This is a genomic window from Streptomyces sp. WG7 (assembly GCF_049975785.1).
In the GTDB taxonomy this organism is placed as follows: Bacteria; Actinomycetota; Actinomycetes; order Streptomycetales; family Streptomycetaceae; genus Streptomyces.
This window is the reverse complement of record NZ_JBNGGE010000019.1, coordinates 37,837-55,830: the sequence shown is the minus strand read 5'-3', so window position 1 is coordinate 55,830 and position 17,994 is coordinate 37,837. Positions and strand designations below refer to the sequence as shown.

9 protein-coding genes are annotated in these 17,994 nt (G+C 69.0%); all 9 read right to left on the bottom strand.

Features of this window, described 5'->3' with window-relative positions; genetic code table 11:
* Positions 1-562: 562 nt before the first annotated feature.
* The 9 genes from ACP4J0_RS20160 to ACP4J0_RS20120 all read right to left on the bottom strand — a co-directional run bounded on the left by ACP4J0_RS20160 (position 563) and on the right by ACP4J0_RS20120 (position 17,433).
* Positions 563-1,723, bottom strand: a complete 1,161-nt coding sequence (locus ACP4J0_RS20160; protein ID WP_426600063.1) for an acyl-CoA dehydrogenase family protein — start codon at positions 1,721-1,723, stop codon at positions 563-565.
* Between the two features lie 422 nt (positions 1,724-2,145).
* The gene (locus ACP4J0_RS20155; RefSeq protein WP_426600062.1) at positions 2,146-3,321 is read right to left on the bottom strand and encodes an FAD-dependent monooxygenase; all 1,176 of its coding nucleotides are present in this window, start codon (positions 3,319-3,321) and stop codon (positions 2,146-2,148) included.
* Positions 3,318-10,529 (bottom strand): amino acid adenylation domain-containing protein, encoded by a 7,212-nt coding sequence (locus ACP4J0_RS20150; protein WP_426600061.1) that lies wholly within the window; start codon positions 10,527-10,529, stop codon positions 3,318-3,320. Before ACP4J0_RS20150 ends, ACP4J0_RS20155 begins: the two co-directional genes overlap by 4 nt.
* Positions 10,530-10,628: 99 nt before the next feature.
* Positions 10,629-11,729 (bottom strand): SIS domain-containing protein, encoded by a 1,101-nt coding sequence (locus ACP4J0_RS20145; protein WP_426600060.1) that lies wholly within the window; start codon positions 11,727-11,729, stop codon positions 10,629-10,631.
* Between the two features lie 83 nt (positions 11,730-11,812).
* The gene (locus tag ACP4J0_RS20140; protein WP_426600059.1) at positions 11,813-12,559 is read right to left on the bottom strand and encodes an SDR family NAD(P)-dependent oxidoreductase; all 747 of its coding nucleotides are present in this window, start codon (positions 12,557-12,559) and stop codon (positions 11,813-11,815) included.
* A gap of 439 nt (positions 12,560-12,998) precedes the next feature.
* Positions 12,999-14,051 (bottom strand): methyltransferase, encoded by a 1,053-nt coding sequence (locus ACP4J0_RS20135; protein WP_426600058.1) that lies wholly within the window; start codon positions 14,049-14,051, stop codon positions 12,999-13,001.
* Between the two features lie 164 nt (positions 14,052-14,215).
* Positions 14,216-15,409, bottom strand: a complete 1,194-nt coding sequence (locus ACP4J0_RS20130; protein ID WP_426600123.1) for a cytochrome P450 family protein — start codon at positions 15,407-15,409, stop codon at positions 14,216-14,218.
* Positions 15,410-16,114: 705 nt separating this feature from the next.
* Positions 16,115-16,771, bottom strand: a complete 657-nt coding sequence (locus ACP4J0_RS20125; protein WP_426600057.1) for an ATP-dependent Clp protease proteolytic subunit — start codon at positions 16,769-16,771, stop codon at positions 16,115-16,117.
* Positions 16,772-16,833: 62 nt separating this feature from the next.
* On the bottom strand, positions 16,834-17,433 hold the full coding sequence (locus ACP4J0_RS20120; protein ID WP_426600122.1) for an ATP-dependent Clp protease proteolytic subunit: 600 nt from the start codon (positions 17,431-17,433) through the stop codon (positions 16,834-16,836).
* Between the last annotated feature and the right edge of the window lie 561 nt (positions 17,434-17,994).

Below are 17,994 nucleotides of genomic sequence, written 5' to 3'. Positions count from 1 at the left end.
CTGCCGACACTGCGCGGTACTGAATCCGCAGTACTACGCCCTCCTCGGATCCCACCCGGGGACGAGAGCGGGTCGGCCTCAGGTCGCGGGGTTGAGTTCCTCAACCCCCGGAAACGGCACCGGCGGTCATCCCGCTACCGCGTCCGCACGGTAAGGGGCGCGCGTCTCCGTCCGCCGGTGCCGTCTTCCCCCCGTCCTCGGAGGCATTCCCGTACCTCATCGACGACCGGCTCGTGCTGTTCACCATCGACGGCCGGGCGGTGTTCCGGGACACGGCGATACGGGAGTTCGCCGTGTGAGGTTCTTCGCGAGGCCGAAGTAGGCGGCGAGGTGGCAGCGGTAGGGAAAGCGGTCCGTCGCCGACATCGTCGATCGTCCTGCCTCCGGTCCTGACGCCGATACGCGGCATGGACGTCAGGACCTCGGAACGAGGGTGGGCCTCCAACAGTTCCCCGATCCACGAGGCCAGGAGTCGCCGCCTCGTCGGTCTCCCCGTCTCGCTCAGTACGTCGCCGAGGCGCAAGTGTTGCGGGCGGCCTTGCGCTGCGCGGCCCGCGAGAACTCAGGCCGGGAGGCCCAGTTCCCTCGCGATCAGCATGCGCTGTACCTCGCTCGTGCCCTCGCCGATCTCCAGGATCTTGGAGTCCCGCCACATCCGCGCCACCGGGTACTCGTTCATGAACCCGTACCCACCATGGATCTGCGTCGCCTCGCGCGCGTTGTCCACCGCCACCGTCGAGGAGTACAGCTTCGCCACCGCCGCCTCCTTCTTGAACGACTCCCCCCGCACCAACCGCGACGCCGCGTCCCGCCAGCCCACCCGCGCCATGTGGGCCCGCATCCCCATGTCCGCGATCTTGAACTGGATCGCCTGGTAGTCACCGATCGGGCGCCCGAACGCGCGACGCTCACCCGCGTACTTCACCGACTCGTCCACACACCCCTGCGCCAGTCCCGTCGCCAGCGCCGCGATCGCCACCCGCCCCTCGTCCAGAATCCGCAGGAACTGCGCGTACCCACGCCCCTCCTCACCCAGCAGGTTCCCACCCGGCACCCGCACGTCCGAGAACGACAGCCCACGCGTGTCCGACGCGTTCCAGCCCACCTTCGAGTACGGCGCCGCCACCGTGAAGCCCGGCGTCCCCGACGGCACGATGATCGACGAGATCAGCGGCCGCCCGTCCGGCTTGCGACCCGTCACCGCCGTCACCGTCACCAGACCCGTGATGTCCGTACCGGAGTTGGTGATGAAGCACTTCGACCCGTTGATCACCCACTCGCCCGTCGCCTCGTCCCGCACCGCCGTCGTCCGCGTCCCGCCCGCATCCGAACCGCACTCCGGCTCCGTCAGCCCGAACGCCCCCAGCATCTCCCCCGCGCACAACTGCGGCAGCCACTGCCGCTTCTGCTCCTCCGTCCCGAACCGGAACACCGGCATCGCACCCAGCGAGACACCCGCCTCCAGCGTGATCGCCACCGAGGAGTCCACCCGCGCCAGCTCCTCCAACGCGATCCCCAGGGCCAGGTAGTCCCCGCCCATCCCTCCGTACTCCTGTGGGAACGGCAGCCCGAACAGCCCCATCCGCCCCATCTCCCGCACGATCTCGTACGGGAACTCATGGCGCTCGTACAGATCCCCGATCTTCGGGGCCACCACGTCCTGGGCGAACTCGGCGACCGTGCGGCGTAGTTCCTCGTGCTCGGGGGTGAGGCGATGGTCCATGGTTTCGTCGGTCCTTAGTGAGAGGATTCGTACGCGGGTCAGGCCTGCCACGTCCCGGCCAGTCGCGAGGCGGCTACGCGCACCACGTCCGCCGTACCCGCCTTCGCCTCGGTAGGTACGTAGTCCGGCCTGTTCGAGACCGGTGCGCAGCAGGCCCCTGTGGCGTTGCAGCGTGCTGCGCAGCCCCGCCGTGTGCGCCGTCACGGGCACGGAGTGCCGGCCGCGGGTGCCGGTGCGGTACTGGTCCGGCCTCAAGCAGCCGCTCGACTTCCGCTCGGGCGTCGGCGGTGGACGGGTCGAGGGTGAACGGCGGATGGGACGGATCCACGAGGTGCACCCATGAAGAGTGGGGATACCGGTGCGGCCGCGGGTGGGCACGTGTTGCCACCCGCGGGCCGGCCGTCAGCGGTCATGGGGTGCGGTCAGCCCAGTGGGGGCCAGGTGAGGACCGCTTCGTTCTGACTGGTGAGCTTGGACAGCGGTACGAACCGGAAGTAGAGGTCGCGCGCCAGGGCGGGAAAGAGGCCCTCCAGCTGCTCGGTCTCGCTCAGCGCACGGGCCGCGGCGACCAGCCCCTCCGTCCGCGGCCTGCGCTCGTCCTCGTAGCCGCGCAGCGCCGCGACCGGGTCCGCTGTGGCGCGCAGGTGCTGGGCGAGGACGACGGCGTCCTCGATGGCCAGCGCCGCCCCCTGGCCCAGACTCACGAGCATCGGGTGGGCCGCGTCGCCGAGCAGGGTCGTACGTCCGGTGCCCCACCGCCGGAGGAACGGGCGGTCCTGGGCGGTGATGCGGACGATCGATTCCTCGGGGGTGGTGCGGATCGCCTCCCGCACCTCGTCGGCCCAGCCCGCGAAGAGGCCCGCGAGCCCTTCCTTGCCGCGCCGCAGGTGTCCGGAGGCGCCCGGGGGCACGTTCTTCGTCGCCCACCAGTAGGCGCGACCACGGCCGATGTCGGCGAGGCCGAAACGCTGTCCACGCCCCCAGTAGTGCGCCGCGTAGCCCTTGCTCATCCGCGGGTGTGTGAAGGGCACCGTGGCCAGCCAGCACGCGTAGTTGCCGGGCCGCGGCTCGTCGGCGCCCGCCACCCGCCTGCGAATCGCCGAGTTGAAGCCGTCCGCCCCGATCAGGAAGTCGCCCGAGGCGGTTCTGCCGTCCTCGAAGGTGACCTCCACCCCGTCCTCGCCGCTGACGAAATCCACTGCCGCGGCGCCGAGTTGGATGACGCTCTCGTCCCCGAGGGCGTCCAGCAGCGTCTGCTGGAGATCGGCCCGGTGGACGGCGTAGTTCGACGCCCCCAGCCGGTCCGAGACCTCCCGGAACGGAAGGGCCCTGATCGGACGGCCCCGCCGGGTGAGGAACTTGAGCTCGTCGAACACCGCACCACGCTTGTCCAGGCCCGGGGCGATGTCGATGTCGATGCCGCGCAGCGCCAGGACCGCGTTGCACATCAGCGACACCGCCGTGGTACCCGGCCGCAGCTCGGAAGCCCGCTCGAAGACCTGTACCTCGACGCCCACACGGCGCAGCGCCGCGGCGGCGGCGAGGCCGCCGATGCCCGCTCCGACGATGAGGGCCTTGCGCGGGGGGGACTCCGTCATTTCCCACTCCTCTCCGACGGTCGTCGGCCCGGTCGGCCGGCCACCGCCTGTGCCACCTTCTCGGCAACGACGTTCACGTGCGGTTCCTCCAGGAGCACCAGGTGGTCACCGGGGACGTCGACCACCTGGAGCCGGCCCGTGGTCAGGTCGCCCCAGCCGTTGGTGGGGTCCGCGTGCAGGCTCTGTGCTGCTCCGTGCATCGGCTGGAGGATCTCCGGCAGCTCCGAGGTCGCGCGCAGCAGCACCACGTCCTCGTCGCCCGGTTCGGGCTGGTAGGTGAGGATCGCCCGCCAGTGCGCCTTGAACATCTGGAACAGGCGCCGCACGGTGGTGCGCGAGCTGCCCGCGGGCAGGACGCCTGCCTGCGTGGCGTGTCCGACGATGAAGTCGAACTTCGCCTCCTCCTCCAGACCGTCCGGCAGCGAGACCACCGGTGCGGTGCCACCGCGCTCCATCCACAGCAGCTCCCAGAAGAACCACTCCAGCAGCGAGTGGTCGGCGATGTCGGGCCGCTCCCCCTGTTTGACAGCGATCGGGTCGATCAGCACGGTGCCGTGCAGGGCGCCCGGGTCACTGCGGCGCAGCTGGCGCGCCATCTCGAAGGCGATGAAGCCTCCGAAGGACCATCCTCCGATCACGTAGGGCCCTTCGGGGCACGCGCGCCGTACGGCCTCCAGGTAGCCCGCCGCCATCTCCGGGATCGAGCTGAGCGGCTCCGTGCCCGGCACGGTCCCCCACGCCTGAAGCGCGTAGACCGGCTGGTCCTGCGGTAGGTGACGGGCGAGTCGTACGTAGCACAGCACATGGCCGCCCAGCGGATGGACGAGGATCAGCGGCGGCTTGTCCCCCTCGGTGCGGATCGGCACGACCGGGTCGAACCGGGCCGCCGCGTCGCTGCCCCGCAGGCGTTGGGCCAGCCCGGCGACGGTCGGGGCGGCGACGAACGCCGAGAGCGGAACGCTGACGCCGTAGCGCTTCTCGATCGTCATCACCAGCCGCATCGCGGTCAGTGAGGTGCCCCCGATGTCGAAGAAGTTGTCCCGCACGCCCACCGCGGGCAGTTCCAGCAGTTCCGCCAGGATGCCCACCAGCGCCTTCTCGTGCTCGTCGGCGGGTTCGGTGGCGTCCGACGACGGCGCGGCCAGTGGCATGCGACTCAGCAGCGCGTCGTCCCGCTTGCCGCTGGGCGTCAGGGGCAGGCTCGCCAGCCACTCCAGGTGCGAGGGCATCATGTGGTCCGGCAGCACCGCCCGCAACCGGCTGCGCACCTCGTCCAGGTCCACGGCCTCGGGGTCGCCGACGAGGAACGCCGCGAGGAACGCGTCGCCGCCCTCCCGGCGCCGCGACACCACCGCCGCCTCGCGGATACCGGACGCGGACTGCTCCTCGGCGAGCTTGGCGATGGCCAGTTCGACCTCGGCCGGCTCGACCCGGAAGCCACGCACCTTCACCTGGGAGTCGGCGCGGCCCAGCCATGCGAGGTTGCCGTCGGGCATGAGTCTGGCGAGGTCGCCCGTGCGGTAGAGGCGGGCACCCGTCTCACCGGACGGGTGCGGTACGAACCGCTGCTCGGTCAGGTCGGGACGGTTGCGGTAGCCGTGGGCCAGGCACACCCCGCCGACGTAGACCTCTCCCTTGGCGCCCGCCGGGACCGGCCGCATGAGGCCGTCGAGCAGGTGCAACTCGATGCCGTCCACGGGGACGCCGACGGGCGGCAGGTCGGGGAAGCGGGCCGGGTCACCGGTCATGGTGTGGTGGGTCAGCAGGTGGGTCTCGGTCGGCCCGTACTGGTTCTCCAGTACGGTGTCCGGCCGCGCGGCGCAGAACCGGCGGATCTCGTCGGTGACCCTCAGCTGCTCACCGGAGGAGATGATCACCCGCAGGGCACGCGGGCGGATGCCCAGCGCCTGGGACGTCTCCGCGAGCTGCTGGAGCGCCACGTAGGGCATGAAGACGCGCTCCACCTCCTCGCGGTCCAGGAGCCTCAGCAGGGCCGGCATGTCCCGCCGCTCGTCCTCGGCGAGCAGTTGCAGGGTGCCGCCGCCGCACAGTGTGGAGTAGATCTCCTGGAACGCCACGTCGAAGCTCAGGGGGGCGAACTGGAGGGTCTTGCCGCCCGCCGCGCCGCTGGCGGAGGGCACCTGCCAGCGCATGTAGTTGGCGAGCACCCGGTGCGGGAGTTCGACGCCCTTGGGCTCGCCGCTGGACCCGGAGGTGAAAAGCAGGTAGGCGACGGTCTCGCCGGTGATCTCCGGCAGTTCCGCGGCGCCACCCGGGTCCGGTTCGGCCTCGAGCAGCCCGTCCACGTACAGCAGCCGGGAGGAGTCGTCAAAGAGCAGTGCGTGCGTCTCGTTGGTGACGATCCACAGCGGATCGGCCTGGGCGGTCATCACCGCGAGCCGGGCCCGCGGGTAGCTGACGTCGAGCGGAACGCAGGTGGCTCCGGCCTTCCCCACGCCCAGGACGGTCGCCAGGGTCTCGGGCGAACGGTCCATGGCGATGCCGATGGTGGAACCGGTGCGCACTCCGGCGCCGACGAGGCCGTGGGCTATCCGGTTCGCGGCCGCGTCGAGCTGGGCGTACGTCCAGCTGCGGGCACCGCAGCTGACGGCCACCGCGTCGGGCGTACGGGAGACGTGCTCGCCGATCAGCCGGATGACGTCCGCGGGCGGCTCCCCCGCGAGCTGCGCGGCGGGTACGCGCCCGCCGCCCAGGAAGGCGAAGTCCACGTCCCCTTCGGGTTGCTCGGTGATCCGCCGGAGGATGGTGACGTACGTCTGTCCGATGCTCTCGGCCTGGGAGCGCGAGAAGGTGCGTCCGTCGCAGTCCATACGCAGCCACAGGCGCTCGTCCACCGGGTCGACCACGGCGTTGACCAGGAGCTTGAAGTTCGTTTCCTCCCAGGTCCTGAACTCGGTCAGCTCCATGCCGGTGCCCTCGAAGAGGGACGTGAGCACGTGCGGGTCGACGTAGTTGAAGGCCGTGTCGAAGACGACGTCCCCGCCACGGTCCTCCTGGATGGCGCTGAGCGGGTAGCGCCGGTGGGGATGGCTCTCCCGCTCCTGTGCGTACACCTCGCGCGCCGAGTCCAGCCAGGAACGCGGCTGGGCGTCCAGGCGCAACGGCAGGGTCTCCAGGAACAGCCCGGTGATCCGTTCGGCGTCGGCCTGCTCCGGCCGTCCGCCGGTGACCAGACCGGTGGTGATGTCCTCCACGTCGGAGAACAGCCGCAGCGTCAGGCAGTGCGCTGCGAGCAGCAGGGACTTGACCGGCAGGCCGTGGGTGCGCGCCAGGCGGCCCACCCGGTCGGCCAGGCCGTCCGGCAGCTCCACCTGGTGCACGACGAGACCCGTGTCGCCCGCGGGTTCGTAGGGCCGCAGACCGTCGAGCTGGGCCAGTTCCGCGCCGTCGAGCAGCCGCTGCCAGTACTGCTTGCTCTCCTCCGAGGCGAGGGCCCGGCGCTCCTCGCGTACGTACAGGGCCGGCGAGGGCAGCGCCTGCGACGGGACGGCGGCGACGGGCTGTCCGGCGTGGTGGAGGAAGTCCTGGAGCAGTTCGCGCACCAGCGTGGCCACGCTCCAGCCGTCGAGGATCGCGTGGTGGAAGCTCAACACCAGTTCCAGGCGGTCGCGCAGGACGTGCATGCGGAACAGGTACAGCGGCGGCCGGTCCAGTCGGTACTCGTGGTAGCGCCGTTCCTGGACGTGCCGGTCCACCTCGTCCTGCGCCTCCTGCTCGCCGAGGCTGCGCAGGTCCACGATCTGCAGTCCGCCGTCGGCCTGCCGGTGCACCAGCTGGAGCGGCTCGGAGTAGCCGCCGAGGTCGAAGGCGGAGCGCAGCACCGGATGGCGCCGTACCAGGCCGTCGAAGGCGCGGCGCAGCGCCTGCTCGTCCCACGGCGACTTCAGCGAGTAGCGGAAGACGTCGTGGTAGACGCACGACCTCTCGTGCTCCCGGCTGTGGTAGAGCAGGCCCAGGTGCAGCCGGGTGGCCGGGTAGGCGTCCGCCAGGCCGGTCAGCCGCGCCCGGTCGACGCTCGGGACCAGGGCGAACGGTGCGAGCGGTGCGTCCTCTTCCTCCCGCGGTGCGGTCGTCGCGGCCGCCGCGAGCGCGGCGACGGTGGGGTTGCGGACCAGGTCGGCCAGGGTGAAGTGGACCCCCGCACGGCGTGCCTCCGCCTGGATGCGGAGCATCTGGATCGAGTCCCCGCCCAGGGAGTAGTAGTCCTGGTCGACGCCGACCGCGTCGGTTCCCAGTACGGCCGCCCAGACCGCCGCGAGCTTCGCCTCGGTCTCGTTGGACGGCGTCTGCGCGCCGGTGTCCGTCTCCACCCTGGGAGCGGGCAGCCGCCGCCGGTCGGCCTTGCCGTTCGTGGTCAGCGGTATCCGGTCGATCCGCACGAAGTACGCCGGGATCATGAACTCCGGCAGCGAGTCCAGGAGTCGGGACCGGAGGCGGGCCGCCTCCACCTCCTCGTCCGCCACGTAGTAGCCCACCAAGTGCACGCCACGGCCCGGCGCGGTCCGGTCCACCACGAGGGCGTCCCGCACGCCCGGGCAGGCCGCCAGGCGGTTGCCCACCTCGCCCAGCTCCACACGGTTGCCGCGGATCTTGACCTGATCGTCCAGCCGCCCCAGGTACTCCAGGGTGCCGTCCGCCAGCCACCGCGCCCTGTCGCCGGTCCGGTACATGCGCCCGCCAGGCGTGAACGGGTCTGCCACGAACGCCGCGGCGTCCAGCTCGGGTCGTTCCAGATAGCCGCGCGCCACGCCCACGCCCGCGATGCACAGCTCACCGGCGACGCCGGCGGGCTGGAGGTGCCCGTGCGCGCCGACCACGTACAACCGGATGTTGTCGATCGGCCGCCCGATCGGCACCCGGCGCACCTCCCCGTCCGTTCCGCCGGGGCAGTCGTAGTACGTGACGTCGACCGTGGCCTCGGTGGGGCCGTAGAGGTTGACCAGCCGGGGAGCCGTGGCACCGGCAGCCGCGAACACCCGGTTGAAGCGGTGCACATGAGCGGGTGTCAGCGTCTCACCGCTGCAGAACACCTGGCGCAGGGATGCCGCGTCCGCCGCTCGGGCCGGGTCCTCCTCGACCAGGTCGAGGAAGGGACCGAGCATCGACGGCACGAAGTGGACCACGCTCACCCGGTGTGCTCGTACGGTGCGGAGGATGGCTTCGGGGTCGCGCTCCCCGCGGGGCGGCAGCAGCGCCAGGCCGGCCCCGGTGAGCGCCCACCAGAACAGCTCCCACACCGACACGTCGAAGGTCGCCGGCGTTTTCTGCAGCAGGACGTCCCCCTCGCCGACCGGGTAGCGGCGCTGCATCCACTCCAGCCGGTTCACCACGGAGCGGTGTTCGATCTGCACGCCCTTGGGCCGCCCGGTGGATCCGGAGGTGTAGATGACGTACGCGAGGTCCCGCGGTCCGCCCAGCGGGACGGGTGCGGCGGGCACGGTGGACGCCGCGGCCTCCAGGCGCCGTACGGGCGCGGCGTCGCCCACCAGGGTGGTGGGCACGGTGCTGCCCAGCAGCACCGCCGCCACCTTGCTGTCCGCCAGGACGAACCGGACCCGCTCCTCGGGGTGGCCCGGGTCGACGGGGACGTAGGCGGCGCCTGCCTTGAGGACGCCCAGGACCGCTGCGACGAGGTGCGGGCCGCGCTCGGCCACCACGGCGACCCGGTCACCCGTCTGCACGCCGTCCTCACGCAGCTGGTGCGCGATGTGGTTGGCCCAGCCGTCGAGGCGGGCGAAGGTCAGCGACTGTGCGGGGTCGTCGGTGACGACGGCCACCCGGTCGGGCGTCCGTGCCGCCTGCCGCTCGAAGAGCGCGTGGACGGTGGCGTCCTCGGTGAACGCGTGCACCGGGCCGGTGCCCGTCGCGATCAGGGTGGCCCGCTCCTCCTCGCCGGTCATGGGGATCTGCGACAGCGGCAGGTCCGCCCCCGCGAGCGTGCCCTTGAGGATCGCCTCGATGTGGGTGGCCACCGACTCCACGGGGAAGTCCGCGTCGAACACGTCCAGGGCGTAGTCCATGTCGACCAGGACGTCACCGACGTCGTCCAGTTCGTTGACGACCACGGCCAGCACGTCGTCGTCGTGGGCTCGCGCCTGCACGACGGTCTCGTACTCCACGCCCTGGACGGCCGGCGGACTGGGCCAGCGCAGATAGGCGATGGTGGTGTCGAACAGCCGCTTGGGGCCGCTCTCCTGGAGCGGTACGCAGCGCAGCAGGTCGCCCAGGGAGAAGCGCTCGTGCGGCTTGAGCTCCCGGGTCGATGCCTGCACCTCGGCGACGAGCTCGCTCATCGTACGGTCCTCGCCGGCTGTCACCCGCAGCGGCAGGGTGTTCGCGAAGTGGCCTACGGTCTGCTTCTGCTGAGTGGTGGGCCGGTTCAGCAGCGGTACGCCCAGGACGACTTCGTCGCTGCCGTGCACCCGCGACAGGTAGACGGCGAAGGCGCCCGCGACGAACGCGAAGACCGAATGGCCGCGTGCACGGATGCTCTCGATGACACCGCGTTCGATCACGAAGCTGTGGCGGGCACTGCTGCGGGAGCCGGCCGGGGCCGAGCGGCTGAAGAGGGCCGGGGAGACGGCCCGCAACTGCTTCTGGAAATAGGCCCGGTCATCCGCGTAGTCGTCCGAGGCACGGTAGCGGCGCTCGTCCTCCGTGAATTCCAGGTACGACGGCACGGACGGCTCTTCGAACCGCCCGGTCCTTCGGATACGGTCATATTCGGCGCGGACTTGGGACATGAAGAGGTTCAGGCCCCAGGCGTCCGCGACGATGTGGTGCACCTTGACGTAGGAGTGAAAGACTCCCTCGCCCTCCTCGAGGACCGCGAGCGTGAACAGCCGGCTGCGTTCCACCTCGAAAGGAACGTCGAACGCGTCCTTGATCCACGCCTCGCAGGCGTCCCGCGGCGATGGGGCGTCGGAAAGGTCGATCGTCGGGATGTCGTAAGCCTCGTCCTCGACCCACTGGCGCGGGGTTCCCTCCTCCGGGTCGATCCGGATCCGGAATGCATCGTTGCGGTCGACCGCACGGCGCAGGCACGCCTTGAGGAGGTCGACGTCCACGTCACCGGTGAACCGGTCGGTGATGAAGCAGTTGAACTGCGGGAGGTCCGGAAAGAGAGAGTTCGCAGCCCAAATATCCTGCTGGTAGGCCGTGAGGGAGTAACGCTCCCGTCGATTCACGATCGCTCCATTTCCTCGGCTCTTGCCTTCATTTCCTGAGCTGTTCGACTGTCTTCTCCGATGCCCTGCGCTCGCCGTGGCCGACGTCGTACACCCGTATCAGCCGCCGCTCTCCGAGGCGATGGTGCTGCCGTGGTACCAGGGGTTTCCCGCTGCCTCGGATATGAGGTTGCGCGACTGGGTCTCCCGCGCCTTGCCCAGATCGAGAGTGAGGTACTGGACGAACTCCAGAGCGGTGAAGTACTGCCGAATGAAGGTCGACTGGTCGAGTTCGATCTCGGTGACGGTGACCTTTGCGTTCTGCGGGATCGGTGCAGTCAGCAACGACACCAGATTCCTCCGCTTGGCCCGGGTGTATTCATCCTCTTCCGGGTCGGAGAAGACGAGGATGCTGTGCCTGCGCTCGGGGTCGGTGAGCGTGGCCACCTCGCTGTGGCAGAACTCGTGGAAATAGTTGCGCGTCGCCGGCACCATGGCGATCTCGTTGAAGTGCATCTTGGCCAGCTTCAGCAGGCTCTCGTGCCACTTGGGTGAGCCGAGCATGATGACGTTGGCGTTCTCGCTGCGCGCGGCGGCGTCCGCGGCCAGGGCACGCAACTCGGGGGTGAAGTCGGTCCGCAGGTCCTCGGCCAGGGAACGGACCTCGGGCCCGTAGTCCTTGTCCAGCAGACCGAGCCGCAGGAACATGTCGACCAGGATCGAGAAGTACTGGCCCACATGGAACAGCGGGTACTCGCGGTCCGGCTTGCTCAGCGTCCAGCGCGCGATGGACACGCCGTGCTCCTCGCCCAGCTCGCCCAGCCGGCCGCCCGAGGTGAGCAGCAGCACCCGGTCATGCATGGGGCGCAGCGCGTGGAAGGCACGGACCGGCTCGTTGGAGTAGCCGCTGTACGAACTCAGGATGACGAGCGTGCGCTCGTCCTCGATCACCGCGCGCGGAACAAGGTACTCGAAGTCGTAGTCGTTGAAGACATACACTTCGAGGTCGCTGCGGATCGAGTTGAAGAACACCTTTATTACGTCCGACACGATGGCCGAGCAGCCCATTCCACTGAAGACGATGCGCGTGAAGTGGCCGTCCTTCAGCCTCTTCAGGAGGTCGGATGAGATGCCGGATATGTCATACTCGTCGAACTTGGTGAACCCTGCATGGTACTCCTGCTCCAGGAACTCCTGGTAGCGCTCAAGGCGTGATCGCATGTATTCCTCTTCCTAGGGAATTAATGGAGTGCCGTAGATTCCAGCACGAGGAGCGTGCGCGCCCCGGTTGTGCACCGAGTGCTTCACCACATGAACTGGCCGCCGTCCACAATCAGTTTCTGCCCCGTGACGTACGCGGCTCCCTCGCCCACCAGGAACTCCAGCGCGTCCGCCATCTCGTCGGTGGCACCTATCCGGCGCTGCGGTATCTCACTCAGCAACGCTTCCATGTACTCCGGCTCGGCCAAGCGGTAGCGTGTACGCATTTCGTCCGTGTCGATCATTCCCGGAATGAGGCAGTTCACGCGGATACTCGGCGCGAGTTCCATGGCCAGGCACTTGGTGAGATGAAGCATCCCGGCCTTGCTCGAACAGTAGTTGGCGCCGTTCATCCGGGGTCGAATCGCTGTGGTCGCACCGATGTTGACGATGGAACCGCCGCCGGCCTCCAGCATGACCGGGGCGAAGGCCCGCGTCATGTAGAACGGGCCGGACAGATTGGTGTCCACCACCCGGCGCCAGTCGGCGTCGGAAATCTCAAGCACCGGACGGTCGATATTGAGACCGGCATTGTTCACCAGGACCTGCGGGACTCCGTGCTCGGTCCGTACGAGTTCCGCGAGTTCGGCGACCTCGCCCGGATCGGACACATCCGACCGTACGACGGACAGCCCCTTCTCCACCTCTTGCACAGCAAGATTCGCCGACTCCTCGTCACTGCGATACGTGGCGACCACCCGGAATCCCATCCGGGTCAGACGGTGACTGAAAGCGAGACCGATTCCCTTGGTTCCGCCGGTAACGATGGCAAGCCTGTCAGGCGAGTTCACTCGCGCTCCCTTTCTTGGATGCGGCGCCGAGGACACGAACAGGGCACGCCGCCTCGCCCCGACTTCGAGGAGACGGGAAGGCGGGTGGGGTGACGACAGCGGTGACGGTGATGCGGTCCGGATCGCGTGCCGGCAGCGCGGGGCGGCGCTCGGCGCCGCCCCGCGCCCTCGCGCGGAGCCGCACGGATGCGTGCGGCTCGCACACGAGCGTGCCGCATGAAGGGGGATGGGACGGGCCTGTACGTGGGCGAACGGCGCCCGGGTGGAGGATGCCGGAACGCATGGGTGCACGGACCTGAGCACCCGAAGGGTGCGTCACCCGGGCGCAGGGCCCCGTCGAAGTGATCCGGCCGCGCCCTGTCGGGCGGGCCGGCCCCGTGTCAGACGGTCGGAGTTGCCCGCCTGACGGATCGGCAGCGCGGCATGGAACGGACCGGACTCACCGGGCGATGGGCTTGCGGGCACGCAGGATGACGTCGAAGCGGCCCGGGTACTGGCGGTCCATCGGCTCGAAGCCCGCTTCGGTGTACCACTGCTCGAATTCCTGCGCCGTGTAGATACGGCCCTCGGGTGACGCGATCGTCTGGACGTACCCCGCCATGAACGCGGCGTGGGCGGGCCCGGTCTCGTCGTCGTCCTGGGCACACGCGACGATCACCATGTGACCGCCCGGCTCCAGCGCGCGGTACGTCTTCGCGAAGAGGTCGCGGACCTGATCGGGCGACCAGATCTCAAGGAAACGGGAGTAGACGACGCAGTCGTGGGACGAGGGAAACTCGTCCTTCCAGATGTCGGTCCCGACCGCGTTGATGCGCTCGGAGAGGCCCGCCTCGGCGATGCGGGCGGCGGCCATCTCCGCCACGTTGGGCAGTTCGAGGATGGTTGCCCGAAGATGCGGCCAGCGCTGCGCGAAACCGATGGAGTTGGTCCCGGTGCCTCCGCCGACGTCCAGCACCTTCTTGTAGGACGAGAAGTCCACGGCGTTGACGAGGTCCTCGACCACCGAGCGGCTCTGGTGCTCCATCATGGCCGTGAAGACCTGCTCCAGGTTCTTGTCCTCTCCGAGGAGCTCGTAGAGCGTGGTCGCCGGGGAATCGGCGAGCAGTTCGCGATGCAGCCCCTCGTTCTCGTTGTTCACCAGCGACTCGTGGAGCCAGCCCATCGGCTGGTACAGCATCTCGTGGGTGTAACGGACGATCACCGGCATGAACGCGTTCTGATCGCCGGCCAGCAGGTCGGTGGCCGCGGTGTTGTGGTAGCCGTCGCCCTCCTTGCGTACGAGGCCGAACGCACAGCATCCGAGGAGCAGCACGTGTCCGGCACGTTCCTGCAGTCCGAGCTCGGCGGTGATCTCGTCAAGACTGCGGCCCGGCCGGTTCTTGAGCAGGGTGAAGAGTTCAAGACGCATGGCGGCGTGCATGAACGGAAACCTGAAGCTGGTGTACACCAGCTCCCACAGCTCGTCCAGGGCCGTCTCCGAAGATTCCTTCACAGTGTGTCCTCCACGTCTCTTTCAGATCGCGAGCAAGCGCTTTCGGCCATGGAGTAGTCAAGTCCCGCAACGTCCTGTTTTCTCCGGTTGGTGCTCAATGCGGAATAGACATACGGCGTACCGCAACCGCTCACCCGCCCGTCAGCCCGCCCGCGGCGGGCGTGTCACCACCGCACCGGCAGCTCCCGCACCCCCCGGATCAGCATCCCCGGGAGCCACTCCCCCGGCTCCCCGTCCGCCGTCAGGTCCGGGCAGCGCTCCAGCAGCGTGCGCACCGCCACCTCGCCCTCGAGGCGGGCGAGGGGAGCGCCCAGGCAGAAGTGGATCCCGTGTCCGAAGGAGAGATGGCCCCGGGCCTCGCGCCGTCGTACGTCGAAGCGTTCCGGATCGGGGAAGCGCGCCGGATCGCGGTCCGCGCCGGCCATGGCGATCAGCACGATGGCACCGCGCGGCACCCGTACCCCGCCGATCTCGGTCTCCTCCAGGGCGATGCGCGGCGTGGTGGTCTCCACCGGCCCGTCGTAGCGCAGCGTCTCCTCCACCACCCCCGCCGCCAGCCCCGCCGGATCGGCCCGTACGGCCGCCAGCTGCTCGGGGTGCGCGAAGAGCGCACGCACCGCGTTGCCGATCGTGTTGACCGTCGTCTCGTGCCCGGCGACGAGCAGCAGGAAGGCCAACGAGACCAGCTCGTCCTCGGTGAGCCGGTCGCCGCCCTCGTCGACCGTGTGGACGAGGGCGCTGAGCAGGTCCTCCCCGGGGCTCTCGCGCTTGGCGGCGATGAGCCCCTTGAGATACGGCATGACCTGCTCGTACGCCTCCTTCTCCGCCTCGGGGCTGGTGGGCGCGAGGGTCTCGTTGGACCAGGCGTGGAAGGCGGCGCGGTCCAAGCCGGGGACGCCGAGCAGTTCGGAGATGACGATCATGGGGAGCGGGGAGGCGAACGCGTCGATGAGGTCGGCGCGGCGCGCTCCGTCCGCCGTCATGCGGTCCAGCAGCTCGTCGGTGATCTCCTGGATGCGGTCCCGCATCCCCTCGACCCGCCGGGCCGTGAACTCCCGCGCCACCAGCTTCCGCAGCCGGGTGTGGTGGGGCGGGTCGCTCATCAGCATGTTGGCGTTGCCGAGCATGTTCAGGGCGTACGGCGGGCTCCAGCCGGCCTGCCGCCACTCGCGCTGCCAGTCCCGGCTGAGCTGCGGGGCGGTGAAGGCCTCGCGCGCGGCCTCGTACCCGACCACGAGCCACACCCGGCCCCTGTCGGGTGTGACTACCTCGTGCACCGGACCGCGCTCGCGCAGCCGCGCGTAGGCGACGTACGGGTCGGCGGTGAAGTCGGGGCTGAGCGAGGCGAGCACCTCGATCCCGCCGGGGCTGTCGGGCCGGTCGGTCAAGTCGGGTATCGCGGGATCGGCGGCGGCTTTCTCGGCCTCGGTCACGACGGAATTCCTTCCCTCAGGCCCGGATTGCCGGCCCCCGCCGACCACTCCGAACACGGCCGCTCACTTGACAACACCGAAGCGGGCGTGAGGCTTCACCTCGCCACGGCCGTTCACATACATAGTTTTTCTAGCCGCAGATACAACACCAACCCCGGTGGTCGCACAAGGTGTTCAAGGTTCTCGCATCCGCACCAGTGGCGTGAATCATGCGCTGCGCGACGGTTTAACCCCCGGCCAACGTGGCGTAATGGTCAGGACACGGCCGGACACAGGTCCGCCCAGTGGCTTGAAGTCGTCCGATGGGAACTCTGACCTCTGGCACCCCTGCTCAACTCGGACATCGCGACGGAATGGCCGGCGGATTGCAAAGACGCATACAATCGCGTCGCCGGCCCACGGGAAAGCTGACGCCAGTTTCCGGAACACTCACGAATTTCGGACATGCCAATGAGCCCGGCGTGATACTTCTTCGCTCGCGCCGGGCTCACGGTGTTCGGAATGGTGCACAGCGTTCAAGCGCCCGGCCCCGGTCCATGGGGCCGGACCGCGGCTGCGCAGCTACGCCTCAGGACGCCTGCGCGGCCGCACACCGGGACGGCGGCGGCAGCGCAGAAGGAACGGGCGGAGTCAGCGGACCCCTGCGACCGAACGCGGGGTCACCACCTTGTCGACGATTCCGAACTCCAGGGCCTGCTCCGCCGTGAGCACGCGGTCGCGCTCGATGTCCTCGTGGACCTTGGCGGCATCACGGCCGGTGTGGCGGGCGAGGAACCCCTCGACAAGCTCCCGCTGGCGCTGCACCTCGCGGCCATGGATCACCAGGTCGGATACCTGGCCCTGGCTGCCGGGGCTCTGCGGCTGACTGAGGACGACCCGGGCCCCCGGTAGCGCCAGGCGCTTGCCGGGCGTGCCCGCGGCCAGGACCACGGCGGCCACCGAGTTGGCCTGCCCCAGGCAGACCGTCTGGATGTCGGGCTGCACGAACTGCATCGTGTCGTACACCGCGGTGAGCGACGTGAGGTCGCCACCGGGTGAGTTGATGTACATGGAGATGTCCCGCTGCGGATCCAGGGACTCAAGGCACAGCAACTGGGCCATGATGTCGTTCGCCACAACGTCGTCGAGCTCGTGGCCGAGGAAGATCACACGCTCCTCGAAGAGCTTGCCGTAAGGATCGTACTCCCTGGTGCCCTGCGCGGTGCGCTCGACGAAGTGCGGCGTCACGTAGCGGCTTTCGGGGCGCAGACGGCCGGATCCGGACGGACCCGCCGCTGGGGTGGACATGGACGTGCTCACTGGACTTGCCCCTTCTGGGGGATGGCCGGACGTGCTGGTCAGGAAGGCGACTAGGCGATCGATCCGAGGGTGGTGGGGTGATTGTCGCCCGACGACAGGACCTCGTCGATCAGGCCGTACTCCTTGGCCTCTTGGGCGGTGAACCAGCGGTCCCGGTCGGAGTCACGCGTGATCGTCTCGGCGTCCTGGCCGGAGTGGTGGCCGATGAGCTCGGCCATCTCCTGCTTGGTGCGGATCAGTTGGTCCATGTAGACCTTGATGTCGGAGGCCGAGCCTCCGAGGCCTGCCGAGGGCTGGTGCATCAGGATCTTGGTGTGCGGCAGCGCGAAACGCTTGCCCTTCGCGCCGGCGGTGAGCAGGAACTGCCCCATGGAGGCACAGAATCCCATCGCAATGGTCACGACATCGTTCTTGATGTACTGCATCGTGTCGTATACAGCCATACCTGCGGTGACCGAACCACCCGGCGAGTGGATGTACAGGTAGATGTCACGGGTCGGATCCGAGGCGAGCATCAGCATCTGCGCCGTGATGCGGTTGGCGATTTCGTCGTCGACTTCCTTGCCCAGAAAGATGATCCGGTCGTCGAGAAGACGATTGTAGACCGCATCCACGCTGATGGCGTCACCGTTGGCGCGGGCATAGGGCATCGCCTGCTGTGCTGCGAGAGGCAACTGCCGATTGCTCATCTGTTCCACTCCTTTGTTCGCGCGCGGCACCTATGGCGGGGCCAGGACTCCCGTCCGTCAATCCGGTGCCCACCAGGCGTAGCGGCAGGTGCGTTCGCCCCCACCTCATACGTTGTGAAGCTAACACGTAATTCAGCCTGCACCGTTGGGGCAAGACGAGCGGTTCGCTGAGAGCAGAGAACGCGCATCGCGCTCAAGTGGCCTGAAATCAGGGGGAGTACACCTCTCCCCTCCCGGACAAAAGAAGGCCCGGTCCGCGAGCTCGTCCACTCATTCACGGGCATACAGGGCAATATTCGGCGCCTGGATCAAGCCAGAACGAAATGCCGGCCCGGAAAGGCCGGACGCGACCGCCCGCCCGCCCACGAACAACGCACTGCCCGTTCCCCGACAGCGACTTCGTGATCACGGGAACCACGCAAGAGGAATGCCGACCCCCGGTTTTTCATTGCGTCTTTTTCTGACTCTGCGTCAACCCCGGTACGCGAGCGAGGTCAGTCGTCCGGTCGACCCACAGGCGGC